This is a genomic window from Streptomyces sp. BBFR102 (assembly GCF_051397025.1).
Taxonomy (GTDB): Bacteria; Actinomycetota; Actinomycetes; order Streptomycetales; family Streptomycetaceae; genus Streptomyces.
This window is the reverse complement of the sequence record NZ_CP195757.1, coordinates 4,846,279-4,868,091: the sequence shown is the minus strand read 5'-3', so window position 1 is coordinate 4,868,091 and position 21,813 is coordinate 4,846,279. Positions and strand designations below refer to the sequence as shown.

The window sequence follows — 21,813 nt, the reverse complement described above, 5'->3', positions numbered from 1 at the left end:
TGGCACACCGGGCGGGGTGGTTCCTGCGACTGCGGGGGCAGAACCCGGCGGGACTTCTGCCCCCGCAGGGGGAGGGACGCACTCTCAGGAGGCGGGGCGGACCAGCCCGGACTCGTAGGCGAACGCGACGGCCTGGGCGCGGTCCCGCAGGTGCAGTTTGGCCATGAGGTTGCCCAGGTGCGTCTTCACCGTGGCCTGGGCGACGTACAGGTCCGCGGCGATCTCGGTGTTGGATTTCCCCCGGGCGACCAGGGCGAGGACGTCCCGCTCGCGCGCGGTCAGGGTGTCCAGCCGCTGGGACTGACCGCTCTGCGGTGCCAGCCGGTCCGAGACCCGGTCCAGGAGCAGCCGGGTGATGCGCGGTGCCACCACCGACTCCCCCGCGGCCAGGACCCGGATGGCGTTCACGATCTCCGCGGCGGGGGCGTTCTTCAGCAGGAAGCCGCCGGCCCCGGCGCGCAGCGCCGCGAACGCGTCCTCGTCGTTGTCGAAGGTGGTCAGCACCAGCACGCCGGGGGGATCGCCCCACCCCATCAGCTGCTCCGTGGCCTGGATACCGTCCATGACGGGCATCCGGATGTCCATGATGACGACGTCCGCCTCCACCTTTCGCAGCAGGTCGAGGGCGTCCGCTCCGTTCTCCGCCTCACCGACCACCTCGATGTCGTCCTGACCGGCCAGCACCATGGAGAAGCCGGCCCGGATCAGGGGCTGGTCGTCCACCACGGCCACCCGGATCGGTCTGCCCGTTCGCGTCATCACTTCGTCCTTGTCGGAATCGAGGCACGCACGTGCCATCCGCTGCCGAGCCGGGGGCCGGCCTCGAAACTGCCGCCGGCGAGCTCCGCCCGCTCCCGCATCCCCACGAGTCCGTTCCCTCCGGAACGCCCGCCGACGCCGCTTCCGGCGAGGGTGCCCGCTCCGTCGTCGGCCACGCTGATCCGCAGCGTGCCCTGCTCCTCGTGGAGCCGGATGCCGACCCCGGCTCCGGGTCCGGCGTGGCGGAGCACGTTCGTGAGGCACTCCTGCACGATGCGGAAGGCCGTCATCTCCTCCGCCGGCGACAGCACTCCCTCGCCGACCTCCACCGACACGTCCACGGTCAGCCCGGCGGCCCGCGCGCGTTCGGCGACGACCTCGATCTCGTCGAGGGTGACCAGGCGCCGCGGCGGTCCGCTGTCCGCGGAGTCCGGGGCTCCCTCGCGCAGCACCCGGACGATGCGGTGCATGTCGTCGATGGCGTCCCGGCCTGTGGCGGCGATCGTCTTGAGCGCGGACCGCGCCGTGTCCGGCGACTTCCGCAGCACCGACTCGGCGCCGTCGGCCTGAAGGATCATCACGGCCAGGCTGTGTGCCACCACGTCGTGCAGTTCACGGGCGATCTCGGCCCGTTCCCGGGCCGCTGCCAGCCGGACCCGCTGCTCCTGTTCCCGCTCGACGTGCCAGGCGCGGTCTGCCTGGCTCTCGGCGTACAGGCGCCGCGTGTGCAGGGCGAACGCCGTCAGCCAGACCGTCAGCGTCAGTCCCCAGAAGAGCAGGAGCGATTCGGCGTCGACGAACGGCTCGATGCCCAGCGGCGGCGCCCCCACCATCCCGGCCGCCGTGGCCAGCAGCACCACGGCGCCCGCGAAGTAGGGCATCCAGGTGGTCCGGGAATGGTGGACGACCGACATCATGGCGAACAGCACGGCCACGTCGTAGGCGGCGGGCGCGGACGTCAGTGGCGTGTCGGGCACGTCTTCCAGGATGAACTGGACGACGCCCAGCGCCAGGACGGCCGCCAGCACCCTGCCGGGGAACCGTCTGCGGCCCAGCAGGCACAGCGCCATCAGTACGCCCAGGAGCAGGTCGTACTCCGAGCTGTAGCTCCTGGCCGCCGCCACCACCACCAGTGCGATACCGATGTCGGTGGCCCGGGCGACGACGCGTCCGTACTGGCTGGACCGCGTCATCCAGGCCACCGGGACCGGGACCGGTCTCTCCTCAGCCAACCGTCGTACCCCTCTCCTGCGGCAGTGGCGCAACCGCGTGCCGCCCGGCTCACAAGAGCCGCCCGGCCGCGGGAACTTCACGACGAGGGCGGTACCCTCACGCGCCCCATACTGCCTCAACACCGCAGCTGGTGCGGCGGCGCCGCATGGCCAGACCGCATGCCCGACGCCGCAGGGCCGGGTCGGCCGGCGGGCGCCGCTCGCCGGTGAGACTCGTCGCACCACACCCAGGTGGCGCGGAGTCCGCGCACCGGCAGCGGACGCGGACTCGCCCTTCGGCCCGCCGCGCGCCGGCTGCGGACACGGCGCGCCCCGGTGCCGCAGCACCGGCGAGTAGGCCCGCCTCACCTCGCCGGACGCGGCCCCGCGGCCTTCGAGGCCGGGCGCCTCGGGATCGACGACGCCGAGCCGACGCCAGGCTCCGTCCCAGGACGAAGTCGCCGCAGGTGCCCACGCTCAGGCCCAGGCACCTGCCCAAGTCCCCCCGAGGCCCGCCGCGAGCCCGGGCATGCCGCCTCCGCGCCCGGAACCACCCGGGACCGGAGGCGGGCACGCCCGCGGGGAGGGCCGAGCTGACGGCACCTCGGGCACTGCCCGGCCCTCCCGGCCCCCCGGTCGTCAGAGCTGGCTGAGTACCGTGGGGTCGGTGATCTTCGTGTCGTCGGCGAGCATCATCGCCTTGCTGAGGATCACCGACAGTGTCCGGTCGCCCTCAAAGGGCAGGTACACGGGGGACGACCGCTCGGGTACGGCCTTGGGGACGATGCACAGGTACCGGTCGTCCGGGGCGGTCAGGATGTTCCCGGAGCCCAGGTGGATCTTGTACGTGTGCAGCGTGCCCCGGACGTGCAGGAAGCGGCCGTCGACGTGGCAGCGGTCGCCGACGGCCAGTCTCGGGAGCATCCGGGTCAGCAGGTCCCTGCGAGTCCGTGCGGTCGCGCTCAGCTCACCGGCGCTGTGGCGGGACCAGTACTCCGCATGGCGTCCACCGGGACCGCCGTCCTGCCAGGTCGGGTCATGGGCGACGCTCGCGACCGAGACGAACAGGTCGACGTCGCGCAGGACCTCACTGAGCCTCTTTCATCCTGAATAGTTGCAGGTCAGTAGGGTGTGGACGGCCTGGACGATGGTGCCGATGCGGCGGGTGGAGCATCTGGCCCGGCGGAGCAGTCGCCAGGACTTCAGCAAGGCGAAGGAGCGTTCGCCGGGTGCTCTGAGTCGGGCGTGGTCGCGGTTGAACTGCTGGTAGTGCTCAGGCTGTTCGCGGTGGTGGTAGTACGGGGTGCGGAAGGTGGCGCCGGCGCCCTGGTAGGCGCGGTCGGCGAGGACGAGGATCTGTCGGGTGAGGCATGCCTGGATGATGCCGTGGGCCTGGGCCGCGGTCAGATCATGGGTCCGGCCGGGTGTCGCGCGGGAGAACCACAGGGGTGTTCCGTCGGGGCGGGCGATGACCTGCACGTTCATACCGTGCTTGCGGTGCTTCTGCGAGTAGTACGGCTCGTCCGCGCCGATCCGGTCGATGGGGATGAGGGTGCCGTCAACGATGACGTGGTCGCCCTCACCGAGACCGGTCAGGGCTTCGTGGAGGCCGGGTGCCCAGCTGGCCAGGACGTCCAAGGTCTCGTCGGCATACCGCCAGGCAGTGGCCTGGCGGTATGCCGAAACCGGCTCCGAGCTGCGAGAACGTCTCGTTCTTCCGCAGGTGGACCAGCGCGAGCAGTGCCTGCTTGAAGCAGCCGAGCTTGCGCCAGCGTGTATTGCGGGCCTGGCGGTGCTCGTGCAGCAGCCAGGCGACATGCTCAACCAACTCGTGCGGGACGTCGAGCGTGGCAGGATACGGAACCACCAGGGCCTCTTCGGTCGCCGGTGTGATGGGTGAGATCACCACGCCAACGACAAGGGGCCCTGTCTCGTCACCACACCTGCTGACCAGCCCATTTCACCCTCCAGCACAGGATGAAGGAGGCTCATTGACTAGGGACCCACGGAAGGCCGTGGAGTGAGGAACCTACCGCTCCTCATGCCCTGCGGTAGGCATCACTCCTCGACATCTGAGAGCAGGCTGGCAACTGCCACGACAAGCAGGCGACGGTCACAGAGGGATGCGGGGCGACATGCACGAGCCAGGCAATATGCCGTTGGAGATGGAGCGGCTGCAAGGACACGCTGAACGCGCCTTCGTCGAGGTGCAGCGGGCGGATACGAAAGCAACGGCTTTGTGCGGAATAGCCGGTGGCTTGCTGGCTGCAGGGGTTGCCGTGCTGTCGAGTGCGCACGACCTTGCCCCCATCGCCGTGTTCTCCTTGGTCCTGATGTGTCTTTTGCTGATGACCGCGATAGGGGCTGCGCTGCTCGCGCTGCGACCCGTGGTACCAAGGGCGGGGCTGCATACCGAATTGATGGTCGAAGCGCTCGTACACCACCGGGTCGGTGTGAGTACGGCTGCACATGGGGAGCTTGAACGGCATGTCGAGGGCCGCCGACTACAAGTGCTGGCCTGGCTGGCGGACAGGAAGCTGCGAGCGGCCCGCCTGGCCGTCGACTTTGCCCTAGCAGCACTCCTGATGGCTGGAATGTGCCTATTGAGCAACATTCTGGTTGGTTGAGACGATCACCTAAGTGTGTAGGAGCCGCATAGCAGGGGGACGCGTGTATCAGCCGCATGCCACGGTGATCGGCGACAAGTTGTGGGCACGCCTGAAGGCGCTCGCACCGCAGCGCGTCAGGCCCGCTCGGAGTGTGCTGCTCCGCCAGGGAGATCCAGCAACTCACGTGATCGTGCTGGAGTCCGGGGCAACGTTGATCACCCTGGCCGGGGCCTGCGGAGAAAGGACGCTTCTTGCCGTGCGCGGCGCCGGTGAGTTACTCGGCGAACTGGCCGTGTTGGACTCCCAGCCGCGCACCGCCACGGTCATCGCAGCCGAGACCTGCCAGATCCGCATTATCCCGGCTGCCGCCTTCCTCACGTTCGTTGAGGAGCATGATCTGCTGGCCCCACTCCTGCGCCATGCCATCGCCCGGGTCAGGGAATCGGAGGCCGTTCGGCTCGAACTGGCGACCGCATCTGTGCCGCTGCGTCTGGCATCGGCTCTGTCGCGACTGGTCGAGGCCGCATCCGCTTCGGCTTCGGATCTCGCCGTGCGTCTGACCCAGACGGAGCTGTCTCAGATGATTGGCGCTTCCCGCAACGCGGTGGTCAACGCGCTCAAACCCTGGCGCGAGCAGGACTGGGTCCGCACCACCTCCAGTGGTGGGCTCCTCGTTCGCGACATCCATTCGATTCAATCGCATGCGCGTACGCAGGCGTGACGGGCCGCACTTCAGGCGTGCCCACTACTGGGCAGCGGCGACCGTCCCACCCGATCAGCATGGGCACTTCCCTGACCGCCTGTGCTGAAAGGACGGTGCCCGATGGATGTGCCGCTGCACGCAGAGCCCTTGGATGTGCCCGCCGAACTCGCCCTCGTGGCGATCGACATGGAGAAGTACAGCCAGATCCCCGAGGCGAAGATGGCCGCCGCCCGGTGCGACGTGGACGACATCGTGGCGACCGTGCTCGCCGATTGCCAGCTGCCCGACCCGCAGGAACTTCCCGGCGGCTACAAGGACAGTGGCGACGGGGCGATCCTGCTGTTCCCGCCCTCAGTGCTGGCACGACTCGTGGACCCAGTGCTGGGCCGGCTCAATGCGGCTCTGGTGCGCTACGAGCGGCAGCGGCTGGCCAGTAGTCCCGTCCTGCGGCTGCGGGCCAGTGTGCACATCGGCCCGCTGTCCCTGCCCGACCACCGCGGTAACGCCATCAATGACACCACCCGACTGCTCGACAGTCAGGCAAACCGCGAGGCGCTGTCCGCCGCGAAAGACAATGGCGGCTTCCTTGCTGCCGCGCTCTCCGAGATCGTCTACCAGCGCACCGTGCACTCGGGACGCACGCAGGATCTGGGCTCACATCACTTCCTCGAGGCGGTTGCCCGCGTCAGCGACAAGCCCGGCTTCGAGCAGCCCTGCCGCATTCATGTACCGGGCCTGACCGGTCCGGCCGTACATCCCTATGTCACAGACGCCGCATCGTCGGCTTCTGCTCCCTCCCCTCCCGCGCAGCAGACCGCTGCATCGGCGGCGCCTGCAGCCAGCAGCGGCGGCACGTTCCAGTTCCACGCTCAGGTCAGCGACGCCACGATCGCGAACAGCATCGAAACCGTGCGAATCGATCGCCGCCAGCGGTGAGGCGTCTGGCCTTCCGCCCCACTGCCTTTCGCGCACTCACCCTGGAGTTCCAGTATGACTGACGTACCGTTCGACCCCACTCGCTCCGACGCCACCCCACCGAACAACGAAGGTGATGAGAGCCAGACCAACGGCTCCGGCGGCTGGCTGCATCGATTGCGCACCGGAACCGGCTCCGCCGATCGACCGGGCGCGCACCCTGGCGACCGGTCCCCTTTTCCAGCTCCCCCACAGCCGGGCGCTTTGCCACCCACGCCCCGCGTGCACGAAACGGACAGTGCAGCGACACACGTGTACGGGGACCCCGAAGTTGTCGCCCACCACATCGAGCAGGTGATCCTGGAGACTCGGAAACGGGACCTACTGGAGGGCGTGGAACAAGACCGTGAGCGGCTGCTCGACCAGCCGTTCGTACGGGGCCCGCACTGGGACCTGGTCTGGGAGCAGATCGTCAATCCTGTAACCGGCCGTCCTCGCCAGCCGATCATCGTCATTGTGGCACCGCGTTCGTGTGGCTCCACCACCTTCGCTCTGCGCCTGCTGGCCGAGCACACTGCTGATGAAACCACCCTGGTCCAGCTGGATGCGGACTGGGACACTCCCCGCCAAGGGCGCCTGCCTTTGGAGAAGGCGCATGCGTACCAACTCGATCTCAAGCATCCGGAGAACGACCAGGTATCCACCGACTTCCTGAACGCCCTGTCGAAGCACGCCTCTCACCTGGGCGACTGCCGTTCCTACCTCGCATTGACCGTCGCACAGGACCTGTGGAAGGACCACCGCCTCAGCGATCGTGACGGCATCCAAGTCGTTCATCTGCAGCAGGCGCCCGATGCCCAGCGCGTGGTCGAGGCGCACCTGACCGCCTACGGCTACGACCAACTCGTCACGTCTCTTCGCTCCTTCTCCAAGACCACCACGTCCTTGCGCGGATTGACAGCAGTGGCCGCCGTGCGGGCCGCGCACACCGTGGTTATGGCCTGGAAGGAGCACCGCCGCACCAGCTCCCAGCAGTCGCTCGCGCAGGCCGAAGGCGAGGGTGACACCGGGAACACCCTCGAAGACCGCATCATCGCAGCGTTGACCGACTGGCGCGGTGAACTCGACAGCCGATTCGGCGAGCTGAACAGCCTGCACGAGCACGACAATCCGTCACTCACCGTGGAAGACCGTTGCCTTCTCCTGGCCTTGGCCGTGCAGCAGTCAGCGCCCATGCCCATCGTCGCGCGCAGTGCAGCCGCTCTGCTCACAGCCATCGGAGACGCGCCCGGCGCCGCCGACACAGCACCAGGGTTCTCGCCGCCCCTCAGTGCCCTGGCAGGACGAGGAATGCGCCGGCGTATCCAGGACGTCGGGGGTCGAGTAGACCTGCAAGACACAGTGGTCTTCGACCGGCCCGCCTACGGACGCGCGGTGCTGGAGTACGTCTGGGACAACTACGACGTCATGCGCAAACCCTTGCTGACCTGGCTCGTCGCGACAGCCCAGAGCACCGATCCGGAAGACCACGCCGTGGCGGCGCTGGCCGAACTCACTGTGCGGCATGGAACGGTGAGCTATCTCACCGAGTTGGGTGAACTCGTCAGCAGCAGCAAGCCAGAGGTGCTCGGTGCGGTCCTGGAAAAGGCCGTGCGCAACGAACACGTCGGCCGCCTGGCGTGGGCAGCGCTCTACGGGTGGGCGGAACAAAGGAGTTACGCGCCCGCTGTAATTGCGCTGTGCCAACGGATCCTGGAGGACTCCTCCACCGCCACGTCTCTGGCCAAGCGGGCCATGGTGCGCATGCGTCGCGTCGCGCACAAGAACGCCGATGCAGCGGGCCAAGTCCTGGCTGCCTACGACGATCTTGTCCAACACCCCACCGTGGCAGCGCGACTGGTCGCTGAGGTCCAGGGCTGGCAACAGGGCAAAGTCTCGGCGCGCGGCGGCGCGCTGGCCTTCCTCGCGCTGATGACTGTCCGCCGTGACGACGCACCGTGGCTCGTGTGCGCGCCTCCCCCGGACATCGACGTACAGCGAGCCCTCAACAACCTGCTCTCCTCATCGGACACCGCTGCCCAGGTCATTTCGCGTCTGACGGACTGGATCCGCTCGTGCGCCGGTGATCCCAGCGCGTACACACAGTTGCGCGACCAACTCCTGCCTGCGCTACGCGGCCACAACATGTTCGAGGCTGGCATGAAGCTCATGAACGAGCTGCGTGGCATCTCCACCGTTGAGGGCGTCAGTGTGGCTGACGATTTCTACAACCGCCTCGTCGACAGCCGGCTGCGCACGGTCTTTCCGCTCGAAGAGAGCCTCACGTGAGGTGGCCATGGAGGCGCGCAGTCCGTAGGAGTACGTCTGTCCAGCCACGTCTGCTGCCGAGTGCCACGGACGACATCTCGTTCGAAGCCGTGTACACGATCACCTGGCGACCACTGTGGCGTGTGCCCCCCAATGCGGAGGAGACAGTACGCGCCGCCGTGCATGCCGCTGCCTCCGCTACAGCGGCGCGCCTGACGGCCTCGGACGTACCCACTGCCCAAGACGCCGTCAACGCCGCCCTCGGCTGTCTGCCCCGCCGCGCCTCGAACTTCTGCCTGTTGAACGTCTACGCGGCTCTCGGTCTGCCCAGCACCGCCAAGGATCTACTGGCACAGCGGGCAGCGGACGAGCAACGCGTCCGCCGTCTGCGTTTCTTGAAAGACAACCTCTACGATCACCCGGACCTCGTCGTTCTGGACCAACTTGAGCACCACGCCCCCGGTGCCCTGGCTGACGATCATGTTGCCGAACTCCAGCGCCTCGCTCGCCTGATCTACTCCTGCAACCGCTGGTGGTTCCCACTCCTGCAGCAATGGGAGCAGGTCGGCCAAGGGTTCACGGACGTCGAAAAGCGACAGCAGGCAATGCTCGTACTGTCCGACTCCCTCAAGGCACTCAACGGCGGCAGCCTGCCCAGCAGCAGCATCGCGCCGATGGACATACCCGGGGCCGACACGACAGCTCGAAGGGCACATCCATGAAGCTCGTCTTGTGGCGGGTGCTGGCCCCAATGACCAGCCTCCGAGCCCTCCTCGTTCAATGGCGCAGCGCAACACCCCTGTCCTACGACGCTGCCTGGCGTCGCGCCCGCTTGGACCGTTGTCCGGATGAAATGGTCTATCGACTCCACGGCCACCAAGCCGCCAGCACCTCCGATCAAGCGACCGGGGCCCAGACGCCCTACGATCCGCCCAAGAGCGACGAGCCAACCGACCGGCGCCCGTAAGGCGAGCATCCCGGGAGCGGACAACTCCTTCGCCCTGTCGCGGATACTCGTCCATTGGTTCGGGCTCATGCCTGAGGACGAGGTTCGCCTCGACTACGGCACCTGACGAGGTTCCTGGTTGTTCACTGAGTGAACGCGAGGAGCGTTCACTCAGTAACAACCCCTATGTGAACTGGTGAATGAGGACGAAGACCAAGGAGCTGGGTGGCGGGCCCGGGTGCGGTGCGGTCCGTGCGGAACGACGGCCCGCAGTGCGTCGAGGCTCTCATAGGTGAGGAACACGGCGACGTCTTCGAGGCTGGCCCTCCGGTGCTCGTCGCCCACGGCCCCGACTGCTACGCCCCCGCCCTGCTATGGGCGCCGGGCAACCGGTGGCTGCTGTGGGGCTGGTCGTGGGAAGCCCGCGACGAAGCCTGGGCTGTCGCGGACGGATGGGCCGGCGTCCTCACCCTGCCGCGCGAGATCCATGTCGACGACAACGGGCACACTGCGCCAGCAGCCCGCCGCCGAACTCCCGACGTGGGAAAGAGTGCGGATGCTCCTCGACGACGTGTGGGGATCTCACCGCGACTTCAGCGCTCGGCCCGCTGGCCCCTGGACGACATCACCCTGGCTCTACCGCTGTGGCAGGCCGGACGAGCGCCGGTCGGCGCCCGGTGACGACCTGCCTCACCCTCGTACCGTTTGATGACGCTCAGCTACACGACCCTTCTTCCCACGCACTGCTGGAGCTACCGCACCCACCTGACGCTCCGTCGGAAACAGCGTCAAATGAGCGTCAGGACGGTTTCCCCGGCGCCCCCAGGGGCGAGGAGAACGCGTCCATCACCTCGCGAGACGTCCCACGAAGCCGCAGGTCAAACCCACTCCGCCGACACCAGGAAACGTTCCACGTCGCGTATGTCGGGGAACACGTCGAGCGTGCCCGGGCGCTCCTGAGCAACCTAGGAAAACTGCAGGTCAAAGCCCCTTTGTAGCGGGCTCAAGAATCGCCACGCACTCCATATGCGACGTCATCGGAAGGACGTCAGCCGACGCCATAGCAAGCAAAACGCCTGGTGAGAGGTACGTTTCAGCTCTTCTCGTTGGCCATCCAGGTGCCGGAGCGTCAAACGAGCGTCAGCGAACCAACTGCCCGACAGCCCGTCGCGTGCGGGTAACCCGGGCGCATCGACCTGCGGGAACTGTTCATCACCGGCTCGGCTCATCCGCCCGAGGCCCACACATCCGGTCACGCTCCCGTAATGGCGGATGCGATGCTGCGGTGCCGGGCGACGCCGTGTGCGAAATCGGGTACGCGTGACGCGCCTTCGCGCAGGTCATCCAGGAACTGCCCGTAGGCGTGGGCGACTGCGTAGGCCGACGCGTCGGCTCGGGGTTCCAGTCGCGGGACGCGCACATACGATTCCGGCACCGTCATGGGAGCGAGTGCGGTGGACGTTCCGCGGCCGCCCTCCAGGGTGAGCGGGCTGAGCTGTGGGTGGCCGATCGGGGCGGTGAGGACGAGGTCGCCCTCGGTGCCGTTTATCTCCCAGCGGAAGTTGGTTCCTCGGGACATACCTCCGCGGTAGTGGAAGGTAACTACTGCGCCGCCCGGCAGCCGTCCCGAGGCCACCACCTGGTCCGCAGCGGTCATGGGCATGGGCTGTCCGCTCTCGGTGTCCACGGCCGACGTACGGCGCGACACCAGTTGGATCCGCAGTTCCCGGGGTTCTCCCAGGACCGACGCGAGTCCGTCGAGGGCATGACTGAAGGGAATGGTCAGCAGCGTCGCGCCGTTCGCGGCGTCGAGCACATAGCGATCGCCGGGGCCGACGGTGGCGCCCCAGGCGCCGCCGGAGCCGACCACCGTCGTGGACAGCACCTCCCCCACGTAGCCGTCGGCCACGAGATGCCGTGCGTAGGCGAGCGCCGGGTGCGACCGCGCCTGGAGTCCGACGACGGTCGGCACGGCGTAACCGCGCGCCAGCCGCGCCATGTCCTCGGCCTCCGCGAGCCCGTTGCCCAGCGGCCACTCGCACAGCACGCTCTTGCCGGCGCTCAGCGCCGTCTGCACCAGTTCCCGGTGGTGCGGCACCTTCACCGCCACGACCACCAGGTCCACCTCGTCGCAGGCCACCAGTTCGGCAGCCGTCCCGAAGGTGCTGGCCACACCATGCTTCTGCCCGGAGCGCTCCGCCGACTGTTTCGAACTGGCGCTCAGGGCCCTCAGGTCATAACCGGGGACGGCGCGCAGGGCAGGCAGGTGAGAGCGCTCGGCCCAGCTACCGTGCGCCCCAAGTCCTATGATCCCTACTCCGATCGGCTTCTCGGACCGGGCCAGCTCGGCAAGCAATGACTCAGATGTGTTCATGATTCGTCACCTGTTCTTTCTCTTTGTGTGAATGGCACGGACGTCACTCACAGTGGCCATGGAGCAGATGCGGAAGTGATCCTTCACACGCCCGGCTCATGAGAGGTGGGGGTCACGTGTCGAGCAGGCGCCGGCGTAGGAGATGCACGCCCGGTGGGTGCGGGGTCAGCGGGTGATGCCGTGGACCGACGTGCAGGACACGGCGCCGCTGTGGGTGTCGCGGAACTTCCGGCTCGGCTCACCGACACGCTGACGGAGACCGTGTCGCCGGAAGGAGCGAAGCGTGAAGCCTGCCTGACCGTCGGCGGTCAATTCCACGCGTGTGCAGATGGCTGCGGGCCGCGCTCGCTGTCCAGCAAAGCCATGAGGGTTGCGGCGTAACGGGTTCCGGCCACCGCGCCGGCCGGGACGGCCTCATCGATCCTGCCGAGGTCAGCTTCCGTCAGGGTGACCTCGGCAGCCGACAGGGCCTCCTCGATGCGGTGCGGTCGGCGGGCGCCCAGGACGGCCACGATGGTGCCGCGCTCACGGCCCTGGGCGATGACCCAGGCGGTGGCGAGCTGCGCGACGCTGATGCCGTGTGCGTCGGCGAGCGGTTGCAGCAGGTCGACCAGAGTGAGGTTCGTGGCGAGGTTGTCGGGGTGGAAGCGGGGCAGCCAGTGGGTGCGTGGGTCGCCTCCGGTCGGCTGTCGGTAGGAACCGGTAAGCAGACCGTGTGCGAGGACCCCGTAAGCGGTGACGCCGATCCCCAGCTCGCGGCAGGTGTCCAGGATGCCGTTGGTTTCGGGGCCACGGCTGAACAGGGAGTATTCGATCTGCACGTCGCAGACCGGGTGCACGGCGTGGGCACGGCGGATGGTCTCCGGCCCTACCTCGGAGAGTCCGATGTGTCGTACGTACCCGGACTGGACGAGTTCGGAGACGGCGCCGATCGTGTCCTCGATCGGGGTGTCGGGGGCGAGCCGGGAGGGGCGGTAGATGTCGATGTGGTCGGTGCCGAGGCGGCGCAGCGAGTAGGCGAGTGCGCTCTTCACATGGGCGGGACGGCCCTCGATGCCGACGAAGGTTCCGTCGGGGCCGCGCAGGCCGCCGAACTTGACGCTCAGGAGCGCCTTTTCGCGGTCGCCGTCGCGGAGTGCGCGGCGGATGAGGTCCTCGTTGTGGCCCATGCCGTAGAAGTCGGCGGTGTCGAGGAGGGTGACGCCGGCCGCGAGGGCCGCGTGGATCGTGGCGATGGCGTCGGCCTCGTCAGCGGGGGCGGTGTGGTCGGACATACCGGCGCAGCCCAACGCGAGAGGGGTGACTTGCGGGCCGCCGGTTCCAAGGGTTCGGGTTCGCATGAATCCTTCCGCGGGGTGGAAGTGGTGGGCGCGGCCGTCGGGGACGGATGGAGCGGCACCCACCTGTTAGCGTTGACATCTCAACACTAGAAAGGGTGCGTTGACATGTCAACATCGGGCGGCAGGACTCCCGAGCCGGACGAGGCCATGGACGAGGCCGCACTGGATCCCGTCGGCTTCTGGTCCGCCTTCAAGCGCGCCCACGAGATCATCCGAACCCGTGTGATCGCGGACGCCGCCGACGCGGCGGGCCTGTCCGAGCCGGACCTGACGATCCTCGTCAACCTGAACAAGGCGGGGGGGGCGCTGCGCCAGAGCGAGCTCGCCGCGTCGCTCGGCTGGGACCGCACCCGCATCTCCCACCAGCTCACCCGCATGAGCAAGCGCCAACTCGTCACCCGCGAACGCGCTGGCGGTGTCACCGTCACCCTCACCGACGCCGGACGCCAGGCCATCACCGCCGTGCACCCCGGCCTGGACGCCGCGGTACGCCGCCACTTCACCGACAGGCTCTCCGCGCAGGAGATCGAAACGCTGAGTTCTGTCCTCCGCCGGCTGTAGCCGCCGGAACGGAAGCCGACAAGCCGCAGGGGCACGGTCACCGGCCCCGCCAGTTGGCCCTGCCACCTCTGCTCAACTTGGTACACGTCAGCGAGTACGCGTAGGACGCGGCCACTGCTTCCATGAGCCCAGCACCCTTGACCTCACGTATTCAGCTGAGCTGGTGAACTGACGCCCCGACAGCAGAAGGGCGCCTCTCACCTGTGATGATCTGGATTGTCTAGATCAAGAGCATCATTCGGGAGAGGCACCCAACGGGTGAAGAGTACCGGCTGGGATCACCGGCTCGCCGTGCGGGCCGACGGCAAGAACCTGATCGGCCACGCTGGAGTGGTGCTGCTGCGCAAGGTCGCCGACCGGGTCGGGCTGACCACCGCCCTGAGCGCCGCGTTGCCGCACGGTGTCGGGCCGGGGTGGCGGGATCGGGGAAGGGTTCTGGTCCAGCTGGTAGGCGCGATCGTGCTGCGGGCTACCAATGTCCTGGAGGCCGAGCAACTCCAGCATCACTGGCGAGCGTTGCCCCCTCGGCCGGTCTCCGACAGCACGCTGCGCCGAATGCTGGAGGCGATCGACGAGCCGGTGCGCGTGCGCGCCGAGCGCGTGCGCGCCGCGATACGACGCGTGGTGTGGACGCTCCTCGTACTGCGGCCTGGCGGCTTCCCCTGGATCAGGGTTGCCGGGCGGGAGCTGACCGGCTGGTACGTCCTGGACGTGGACGCCGCTCTCGTTTCCTGCACCAGCAAAAGGAGGGAGCGGCTGGCACGCCCAAGGGCGGCTTCGGCCACCATCCGCTGGGTGCGTGGGTGGCCAACACCCGCGAGTGCGTCGCGATGCTGCTGCGGCCCGGCAATGCCACCTCCAACGATCTGAAGAAGCTGACCGCCTTCGAGCAGCACACCGGCTGGCGCCATCAGATCGTCGCCACCAACATCCCCGCTCACCACGGGCTTTCGGGTGTGCCGGGCTCGGGGCAGGCATGGTTCGTCGACGCCCTCTACCGCGACCACGCCGAGGTCGAGGACCGAGTGAAGGCGATCAAACGGGTCGGGGTCGGACTCGGGCTCTTGCCGTCCAAGTCCTGGCGGCTGAATGTCGCCTGAGTGCTGGCCGCAGCCCTCGCCGCGGACCTCGACGCCTGGACCCGGCTCCTCCTCCTGCACGACGAGCCCGAACTCGCTGCCGCAGAGCCCGAAACGGTCCGCAGGAAGACCTACCACCTGCCCGCCCGCACCGCCCACGCCCGCCAACGCACCCTCCGCCTGGACCACGCCTGGCCCTGGGCCGGGTCTGTACAGCGAGTGGTGAGAGTCTGATGCACGAGGCCGCGAAGCGCGCGGATCACCTCTCCAGACTGACGCGCAGGCTCGATTGCAGGCAGTGGCCCAGGCCGAGGTCACCGTGCGGATCGGTACGGCGTGGAACGATCGCGCTTCCACTCGAACCGACTACCGCAACGCGACGCTGCCCGCAACGTCGACGACCTGGTCAAGGCGCTCGGCTCGCACACCCGCATGTCGAAGAGCGAGGTCTCCCGGATCTGCGGCGATCTCGACGTACGGCTCGAGATGAAGGCCCTGCACCAGAGGTCGAGGCAGGCGCGCGTGGTTTTATGGTCTGGGCCCCCAACCAGAGAGTTCCGGGCGGTCAAGACTTCCTGTTCGAGCGTCATATGAGCGTCAAGAGTCTCCGATCGAGACCTTGAAGGCGTCACCGACGCAAGCGCCTGCCTGATGAACTCGCAGGTCAGGAGGGTACGAGCAGAGATCGTCCCCTCAACCCGCCGCACGGAGGGCAACAGGTCGGGCAACCCACCCGGACCACAAAACCGCAGGTCAGACACCCTTTGTCGCAGGCTCCAAGATGGCAACGCACTCCACATGATGCGTCATCGGAAACAGGTCGAACGCCCGCATCACCCGCACCCGGTACCCGCCCTCACGGAAGTACCCCAGGTCCCGTGCCAGCGCCGCCGGATCGCAGGCCACGTACGCGATGCGCCTGGCTCCCAGGGACGTCAGCCGGGCCACCGTCTGCTTCCCCGCGCCCGCCCTCGGCGGGTCGAGGACGACGAGGTCGGCCTCGGTGATGCCGGTGCGGGGGAGGACCTGTTCGACCTTGCCCTGTTCGATGCGGACGCGGTCGAAGTCCTTGAGGTTGTGGCGGGCGTCCTCGACGGCGCGCTTGGTGACCTCGATGCCGAGGACCGCGCCCTTGTCCCCGACGCGGTCGGCGAGGGCGCCGGCGAAGAGGCCGACGCCGCAGTAGAGGTCGAGGGCGGTGTCGCCCTTGCGCGGGAGGAGGCCCTGCATGACGGCCTCGACCAGGGTGTCGGCGGCCTTGGGGTGGACCTGCCAGAAGCCGCCGTTGCCGACGCGCCAGGTGTGGTCGTCGGCGCGTTCGCGGACGAAGGCGCGGCCGTGGACGCGGTGGACGCCGCCGTCACGCTCGTCGACGCGCAGGACCGAGACCGGGCGGTCCAGCTCGACCAGGGGGAGGCGGGCGCCGGGGCGCGGGGTGAGGACGACCTGGCGGTCGCCGGAGCCGGAGGCGGCGATGGCCTCGACCGACTCCATGCCGCTCCAGTCGCGCTGCTCGATGCCGAGTTCGCTGACGCCCTCGGCGGCGATCATGCAGTGCTCGACGGGCTCGACCTCGTGCGAGCGGTGGCGGCGCAGCCCGGCGTGGCCGTCGGCGTCGATCGCGTACTGGACGCGGGTGCGCCAGGCGGGGACTTCGCCGGCGGGGAGCTTGTCGCCGGGGGCGGGGGCGACGGTGCCGTCCCAGCCGGCCTGCTCGGGGGTGAGGCCGGCGAGGTGCTGGAGCTGCTCGGCGATGACCTCGCCCTTGAGGCGGCGCTGGGCGCCGGGCTTGGCGTGCTGCCAGTCGCAGCCGCCGCAGCGGCCGGGGCCGGCGTACGGGCAGGGGGCGGGGACGCGGTCCTTGGACGCGTCGAGGATCTCGACGGCGTCGGCGCGCAGGAAGCGGGAGGTCTCGTCGCCGTGGGTGACGCGGGCGACGACGCGCTCACCGGGCAGCGTGTGGCGGACGAAGAGGACGCGCCCGGCCTCGGTGCGGGCCACACAGTGGCCGCCGTGGGCGACGGGGCCGACCTCGACCTCGTACTCCTCCCCGACCAGCGACCCCGGTGACGTCTGCGGTTCTTGCGGCATGAGGGGGTGACTCCAAAGGAAGGGGGAGAGCGAGGCGAACGAGGTTGCGGCGGCGAGCCGCAGCCGCAACCTCCCAGTGTACGGGCGCCGGGCACCCGGCCGTCACGGGCGGCGGTCGCCCTCCCGGCGGGCGCCGGGTCCCTTCTTCTCGACGGGGCCGCGGCGGACCGCGCCGGGGGCGGACCAGTTGGCGCGACGGCGGGCCCGCAGCTTCGCGGCCTCGGAGGATTCCAGCTGGTAGGGGACGGAGGTGATGATGACGCCGGGGGTGAAGTGGAGGCGCCCCTTGAGCCGCAGCGCGGACTGGTTGTGCAGCAGGTGCTCGTACCAGTGGCCGACCACGTACTCCGGGATGATCAGGCTGACCACGTCCCGCGGGTTCTCCTCGCGCAGCCGCTTGACGTACTCGATGACCGGGCGGGTGATCTCGCGGTACGGGGAGTTGATGATCTTGAGGGGCACCTCGATGCCGCTGCGCTCCCACTCCTCGCGCAGGGCCCGGGTGTCCTCGGTGTCGACGTTGATGGTCAGCGCCTCCAGGCTGTCGGCGCGCATCAGCCTGGCGTAGGTGAGGGCCCGCAGGGCGGGGCGGTGGAGCTTGGAGACGAGGACGATCGAGTGCATGCGCGAGGGCCTCAGGCTCTCGTCCTCGCGGTTGTCGGCGGGGGCCGCGATCTCCTCGGCGACCTTGTCGTAGTGCCGGCGGATCGAGGTCATGACGGCGTAGAAGAGGACCATGCCGAGGACGGCGACCCAGGCGCCGTGGCTGAACTTGGACACCAGGACGACGATCAGGACCAGGCAGGTGATGACGGCGCCGAAGGCGTTGATCGTGCGGGCCCGGTGGATGTGCAGGCGCCGGCGCGGGTCCTCCTCGGTGGGGAGTTCCTTGTTCCAGTGCCGGACCATGCCGATCTGGCTGAGGGTGAAGGAGACGAAGACGCCCACGATGTAGAGCTGGATGAGCCGGGTGGAGTCGGCACCGTAGACGACGACCAGCAGGGCAGCCGCGCCGGCCAGCAGGATGATGCCGTTGGAGAAGGCGAGGCGGTCGCCGCGGGTGTGGAGCTGGCGCGGCAGGTACGAGTCACGGGCGAGGATCGACCCGAGCAGCGGGAAGCCGTTGAACGCGGTGTTGGCCGCGAGGAAGAGCACCAGCGCGGTGGCGACGGCGAGCACGAGGAACAGGAAGGTCCCGTCGCCGAAGACCGCGGCGGCGACCTGGGTGATCACCGGCTGCTGGACGTAGTCGGGGCCGACCGGCACCCCGTTGTCGTAGAGGTCCTTCGCCGGGTGCTCGGCCATGCGGACGCCGGTCTGCCGGGCCAGGGCGATGATGCCGCAGAACATGGTGGCGGCCAGCAGGCCCATCAGCGCCAGCGTGGTCGCGGCGTTGCGGCTCTTGGGGCGGCGGAAGGCGGGGACGCCGTTGCTGATCGCCTCGACGCCGGTGAGCGCGGCGCAGCCGGAGGAGAAGGCGCGCAGCAGCAGGAAGACCAGGGCGAAGCCGGCGAGACCGGGGTGCTCCGGCCTGATCTCGAAGCCGGCGGTGGGCGCGGACATCGGCTCGCCGAGGACGAGGCCGCGCACGCCGCCCCAGATCAGCATGAGGAAGACGCCGCCGACGAAGACGTAGGTGGGGATGGCGAAGAGCGTGCCCGACTCCCGGACGCCGCGCAGGTTCATCACCGACAGCAGGATGATGGCGGCGAGTGCGCACAGCGCCTTGTGCTCGACGACGAAGGGGATGGCGGAACCGAGGTTCTCGATGCCGGCGGAGACCGACACGGCGACGGTCAGCACGTAGTCGACGAGGAGGGCGCTCGCGACCGTACGTCCGGCGCGCGCGCCCAGGTTGGCCTTGGCCACCTCGTAGGTGCCGCCGCCGTTGGGGTAGGCGTGCACGGTCTGCCGGTAGGAGGTGACCACGGTGGCCATCAGGATCACCACCGCCAGCGCGATCCAGGGGCTGAAGTGGTAGGCCGACGCGCCCGCCAGCGACAGGATCAGCAGCACCTCGCCCGGCGCGTAGGCGACCGAGGAGAGCGGGTCGGAGGCGAAGACGGGGAGGGCGATCCGCTTGGGGAGGAGGGTCTCCCCGAGCTTGTCGCTGGGCAGTGCGCGCCCGATGAGGAGCCGTTTGGGCACGTCGGTCAGTTTGGACACGGTGGGGATCGTAAGCGCTCCCCGAGGCCCCCACCGCACAGCCGGAGCACCGCCCGGCGGGTCGGACGGGCCACCCGCGGGCCGCCGGAAAGGTGACGTTACGCACCTTTCCCTCCGCCCGCCTCCTGGCGCTCCGGGCTTTTTGTCCTCGCCGGGGCCCGGGCGGGGCGTGAGGCCCGACACAGCGCCTCGGGGTGCGCCACGCCGCGCTTTGACGCCTTCTTGACGAGCCGCTCACACGTTCTTGACGGTGTCCCTGACGGCCTCTTGACGCGTCGCCCGCCGGGGCGCCGCGGGGCACGGGCCCGCTGGCCCGGCGGGCGGCCCCGTCCCCTTAAGCTCGTGCCGGGCCCACCGCCGCGGCGGGGCCCGATCCGGGTGCGGCCGCACGGGGCACCCGGCCCGGCCGAGGAGAAGAGTGAGCAGGGTGTTGTCGCAGATCAGCCCGAAGACCAGGAGTGCGGGGTAAGGATCGGTGCACATCGTCATCATGGGCTGCGGCCGGGTGGGTTCCACACTGGCGCAGGCCCTGGAGCAGCAGGGGCACACCGTCGCCGTGGTGGACCAGGACCCCACCGCGTTCCGGCGTCTGGGTGCCGGGTTCGGCGGGCGCCGGGTCACCGGCGTCGGCTTCGACCAGGACACGCTGCGTGAGGCCGGGATCGAGGAGGCGGGCGCGTTCGCCGCGGTGAGCAGCGGCGACAACTCCAACATCATCGCCGCCCGGGTCGCACGCGAGACCTTCGGCATCGAGAACGTCGCCGCCCGCATCTACGACCCGCGCCGCGCCGAGGTCTACCAGCGCCTGGGCATCTCCACCGTGGCGACCGTCCGCTGGACCGCCGACCAGATGCTGCGCCGACTGCTGCCGTCCGGGGCGGAGCCGCTGTGGCGGGACCCGACGGGCGGGGTGCAGCTCGCCGAGGTGTACGCCTCCCCGGTGTGGATCGGCCAGAAGATCAGCCGGCTCCAGGAGGAGACGGGGGTGCGGGTGGCGTTCCTGACCCGGCTGGGCGAGGCGATGCTGCCGACCTCCCAGACGGTGCTCCAGGAGGGCGACCTCGTACACGTGATGATGCGTCCCGAGGACGTCGCCGAGGTCGAGGCGGCGTTCGCCGAGGGGCCCGAGGAGGACGGACGCCGATGAGGGTCGCCATTGCGGGGGCAGGGGCCGTGGGCCGGTCGATCGCCGGTGAGCTGCTGGAGAGCGGCCACGAGATCCTGCTGATCGACAAGACGCCGAGCGCGATCTCGGTGGAGCGGGTGCCGCGCGCCGAGTGGCTCCTCGCCGACGCCTGCGAGATCACCTCGCTGGACGAGGCCGCGCTCCAGCGCTGCCACGTGGTGATCGCGGCCACCGGGGACGACAAGGTCAACCTGGTGGTGTCGCTGCTCGCCAAGACGGAGTACGGGGTCCCGCGCGTCGTCTCCCGGGTCAACAACCCGAAGAACGAGTGGCTCTTCAACGAGTCCTGGGGCGTCGACGTCGCCGTCTCCACGCCCCGCTTGATGTCGGCCCTGGTCGAGGAGGCCGTCAGCGTCGGCGATCTGGTCCGGCTGCTGCGGTTCAGCCAGGGCGACGCCAACCTGGTCGAGCTGACCCTCCCCCCGGAGTCGACCCTCGCCGGAATCCGCGTCGGCGACGTCCGCTGGCCCGAGGACACCTCGCTGGTCACCATCATCCGAGGCTCCAGGGTGATGGCTCCGGCCCCGGACGACGCCCTGGAGCCCGGTGACGAGCTCCTCTTCGTGGCCGCCCAGGCGCAGGAGGAGCGACTGGAGGAACTCCTCTCGGCCCGCCACGGCACGCAGCCCCGTCCGGCCACCGGCCCCCAGGACGGTCCCCGGAACACCTGACCTGCGGGGACGTACGACGGCCGAAGGGGCCGGAACCGTCTGGTTCCGGCCCCTTCGGCCGTCGTACAGGGAGAGGCGCCGAGCCTCAGCTCTCGCCGCGCTCCTTGGCGGCCTTCTCCGCCTTCTCCGCCTTCTCCGCCTCCTCGGCGGCCTCCATCTCGGCGAACACGTCGATGGGGGCAGGCGCCTTGGCGAGGAAGACCCAGGTCAGCCAGACCGCCAGCAGGAACGGCGGAATCTTCAGCGCGACCAGGACCCAGCCGAGCTGCGTGGTGTCGGCCCACCAGTAGAGCGGGAAGAGGACCGCGCACTTGGCCAGCAGGATGAAGCCCCAGGCGTAGCTGGCCCGCGTGTACGCCTTCTTGCGGCCGGGGTTGCGGGTCCGCCAGGAGAGGTTCTCCTTGAAGATCGGGCCGAGGATGAGGCCGATCAGGGGGACCCCCGCGACCGCGGTGAGGATGTACGCCAGGGAGAGGCCCAGCGTGTACACCATGCCCGGCAGGTAGAAGTCCTTGGCGTTGCCCGTCATCATCGCGAAGACCACACCGAAGGCGACGCCGAAGACCCCGCTGAAGGCGTGCTTGACGGTGTCCCGCCGGACCAGCCGGGCGACGCACAGCACCAGCGAGACGACCAGCGCCGCGACGGCGGAGACGCGCAGGTCGGCGTTGATCGTGTAGATGGTCACGAAGAGCAGGCCCGGCAGGACCGTCTCGACCATGCCCCGCACCCCGCCGAACGCCTCGAAGAGGGCTGCCTCGGTGACGGCGCGGGCGTCCGCGTCGGCGGCTCCGCCCCGCTGCCCGGAGGAGCGATCGGGGTCCGTGGGGCTGTGGGCGGCGTCGGCGTCGGACGCCGCACTCCGGTGGTCGGTCGGCTTGTCGATGGACGTCAC

20 protein-coding genes and 1 pseudogene are annotated in these 21,813 nt (G+C 69.2%); 12 read left to right on the top strand and 9 right to left on the bottom strand.

All coding sequences use genetic code 11. The annotated features are described in order from the left end of the window. Nucleotides 1–84: 84 nt before the first annotated feature. The 4 genes and pseudogenes from ACSLIC_RS21595 to ACSLIC_RS21580 all read right to left on the bottom strand — a co-directional run bounded on the left by ACSLIC_RS21595 (nt 85) and on the right by ACSLIC_RS21580 (nt 3,879). Nucleotides 85–759, bottom strand: a complete 675-nt coding sequence (locus tag ACSLIC_RS21595; protein ID WP_436739354.1) for a response regulator — start codon at nt 757–759, stop codon at nt 85–87. After that, on the bottom strand, nt 759–1,952 hold the full coding sequence (locus ACSLIC_RS21590; protein ID WP_436739353.1) for a sensor histidine kinase: 1,194 nt from the start codon (nt 1,950–1,952) through the stop codon (nt 759–761). Before ACSLIC_RS21590 ends, ACSLIC_RS21595 begins: the two co-directional genes overlap by 1 nt. A gap of 657 nt (nt 1,953–2,609) precedes the next feature. Beyond that, the gene (locus tag ACSLIC_RS21585) at nt 2,610–2,936 is read right to left on the bottom strand and encodes a DUF7737 domain-containing protein (protein ID WP_436740438.1); all 327 of its coding nucleotides are present in this window, start codon (nt 2,934–2,936) and stop codon (nt 2,610–2,612) included. A gap of 135 nt (nt 2,937–3,071) precedes the next feature. Beyond that, nucleotides 3,072–3,879: pseudogene (locus ACSLIC_RS21580) on the bottom strand (transposase family protein). Between the two features lie 226 nt (nt 3,880–4,105). Here ACSLIC_RS21580 and ACSLIC_RS21575 point away from each other — a divergent pair. From ACSLIC_RS21575 to ACSLIC_RS21550, 6 genes are all read left to right on the top strand, one after another. Next, nucleotides 4,106–4,597 (top strand): hypothetical protein, encoded by a 492-nt coding sequence (locus ACSLIC_RS21575; protein ID WP_436739352.1) that lies wholly within the window; start codon nt 4,106–4,108, stop codon nt 4,595–4,597. 43 nt (nt 4,598–4,640) lie between these two features. Beyond that, nucleotides 4,641–5,300 (top strand): Crp/Fnr family transcriptional regulator, encoded by a 660-nt coding sequence (locus tag ACSLIC_RS21570; RefSeq protein WP_436739351.1) that lies wholly within the window; start codon nt 4,641–4,643, stop codon nt 5,298–5,300. A 102-nt stretch (nt 5,301–5,402) separates the two neighbouring features. Then, on the top strand, nt 5,403–6,218 hold the full coding sequence (locus ACSLIC_RS21565) for a hypothetical protein (protein WP_385699791.1): 816 nt from the start codon (nt 5,403–5,405) through the stop codon (nt 6,216–6,218). Between the two features lie 54 nt (nt 6,219–6,272). Beyond that, nucleotides 6,273–8,525, top strand: a complete 2,253-nt coding sequence (locus tag ACSLIC_RS21560) for a hypothetical protein (RefSeq protein ID WP_436739350.1) — start codon at nt 6,273–6,275, stop codon at nt 8,523–8,525. 89 nt (nt 8,526–8,614) lie between these two features. Next, on the top strand, nt 8,615–9,226 hold the full coding sequence (locus ACSLIC_RS21555) for a hypothetical protein (protein WP_436739349.1): 612 nt from the start codon (nt 8,615–8,617) through the stop codon (nt 9,224–9,226). A gap of 449 nt (nt 9,227–9,675) precedes the next feature. After that, nucleotides 9,676–10,131 carry a hypothetical protein gene (locus ACSLIC_RS21550; protein WP_436739348.1) on the top strand — a complete coding sequence of 152 codons (456 nt, stop codon included), beginning with the start codon at nt 9,676–9,678 and terminating at the stop codon, nt 10,129–10,131. A gap of 571 nt (nt 10,132–10,702) precedes the next feature. Here the strand turns inward: ACSLIC_RS21550 and ACSLIC_RS21545 are convergent. Together ACSLIC_RS21545 and ACSLIC_RS21540 are read right to left on the bottom strand one after the other, a co-directional pair. Then, nucleotides 10,703–11,824: a Gfo/Idh/MocA family protein gene (locus ACSLIC_RS21545; RefSeq protein ID WP_436739347.1), complete on the bottom strand. Its 1,122-nt coding sequence runs from the start codon at nt 11,822–11,824 to the stop codon at nt 10,703–10,705. 308 nt (nt 11,825–12,132) lie between these two features. Then, nucleotides 12,133–13,164 carry an aldo/keto reductase gene (locus ACSLIC_RS21540; RefSeq protein ID WP_436739346.1) on the bottom strand — a complete coding sequence of 344 codons (1,032 nt, stop codon included), beginning with the start codon at nt 13,162–13,164 and terminating at the stop codon, nt 12,133–12,135. A gap of 105 nt (nt 13,165–13,269) precedes the next feature. Between ACSLIC_RS21540 and ACSLIC_RS21535 the strand changes: the two genes are divergently transcribed. The 4 genes from ACSLIC_RS21535 (at nt 13,270) to ACSLIC_RS21520 (ending at nt 15,038) form a co-directional block, all read left to right on the top strand. After that, nucleotides 13,270–13,725: a MarR family winged helix-turn-helix transcriptional regulator gene (locus ACSLIC_RS21535; protein ID WP_436739345.1), complete on the top strand. Its 456-nt coding sequence runs from the start codon at nt 13,270–13,272 to the stop codon at nt 13,723–13,725. Nucleotides 13,726–13,983: 258 nt separating this feature from the next. Next, complete coding sequence (locus tag ACSLIC_RS21530) at nt 13,984–14,595, top strand: hypothetical protein (RefSeq protein WP_436739344.1); 612 nt, start codon at nt 13,984–13,986, stop codon at nt 14,593–14,595. After that, nucleotides 14,529–14,825, top strand: coding sequence for a hypothetical protein (locus tag ACSLIC_RS21525; protein ID WP_436739343.1), 297 nt, complete (start codon nt 14,529–14,531; stop codon nt 14,823–14,825). Before ACSLIC_RS21530 ends, ACSLIC_RS21525 begins: the two co-directional genes overlap by 67 nt. Beyond that, entirely contained in the window at nt 14,826–15,038 is a 213-nt protein-coding gene (locus tag ACSLIC_RS21520; protein ID WP_436739342.1) for a hypothetical protein, read from the top strand. A 519-nt stretch (nt 15,039–15,557) separates the two neighbouring features. Here the strand turns inward: ACSLIC_RS21520 and ACSLIC_RS21515 are convergent. Both ACSLIC_RS21515 and ACSLIC_RS21510 read right to left on the bottom strand, forming a co-directional pair. Continuing rightward, on the bottom strand, nt 15,558–16,895 hold the full coding sequence (locus tag ACSLIC_RS21515) for a class I SAM-dependent RNA methyltransferase (protein ID WP_436739341.1): 1,338 nt from the start codon (nt 16,893–16,895) through the stop codon (nt 15,558–15,560). A gap of 102 nt (nt 16,896–16,997) precedes the next feature. Further along, a complete protein-coding gene (locus tag ACSLIC_RS21510; RefSeq protein WP_436739340.1) occupies nt 16,998–19,061 on the bottom strand; it encodes an APC family permease in 2,064 nt (687 codons plus the stop codon). 475 nt (nt 19,062–19,536) lie between these two features. On the opposite strand from ACSLIC_RS21510, the gene ACSLIC_RS21505 reads away from it, so the two are divergent. Then, nucleotides 19,537–20,208: an NAD-binding protein gene (locus tag ACSLIC_RS21505; RefSeq protein WP_436739339.1), complete on the top strand. Its 672-nt coding sequence runs from the start codon at nt 19,537–19,539 to the stop codon at nt 20,206–20,208. Further along, nucleotides 20,205–20,918 carry a potassium channel family protein gene (locus tag ACSLIC_RS21500; protein ID WP_436739338.1) on the top strand — a complete coding sequence of 238 codons (714 nt, stop codon included), beginning with the start codon at nt 20,205–20,207 and terminating at the stop codon, nt 20,916–20,918. The genes ACSLIC_RS21505 and ACSLIC_RS21500 overlap by 4 nt, the downstream gene beginning before the upstream one ends. Nucleotides 20,919–21,003: 85 nt before the next feature. Here the strand turns inward: ACSLIC_RS21500 and ACSLIC_RS21495 are convergent, their stop codons facing one another. Continuing rightward, nucleotides 21,004–21,813 (bottom strand): DUF3159 domain-containing protein, encoded by an 810-nt coding sequence (locus tag ACSLIC_RS21495; RefSeq protein ID WP_436739337.1) that lies wholly within the window; start codon nt 21,811–21,813, stop codon nt 21,004–21,006.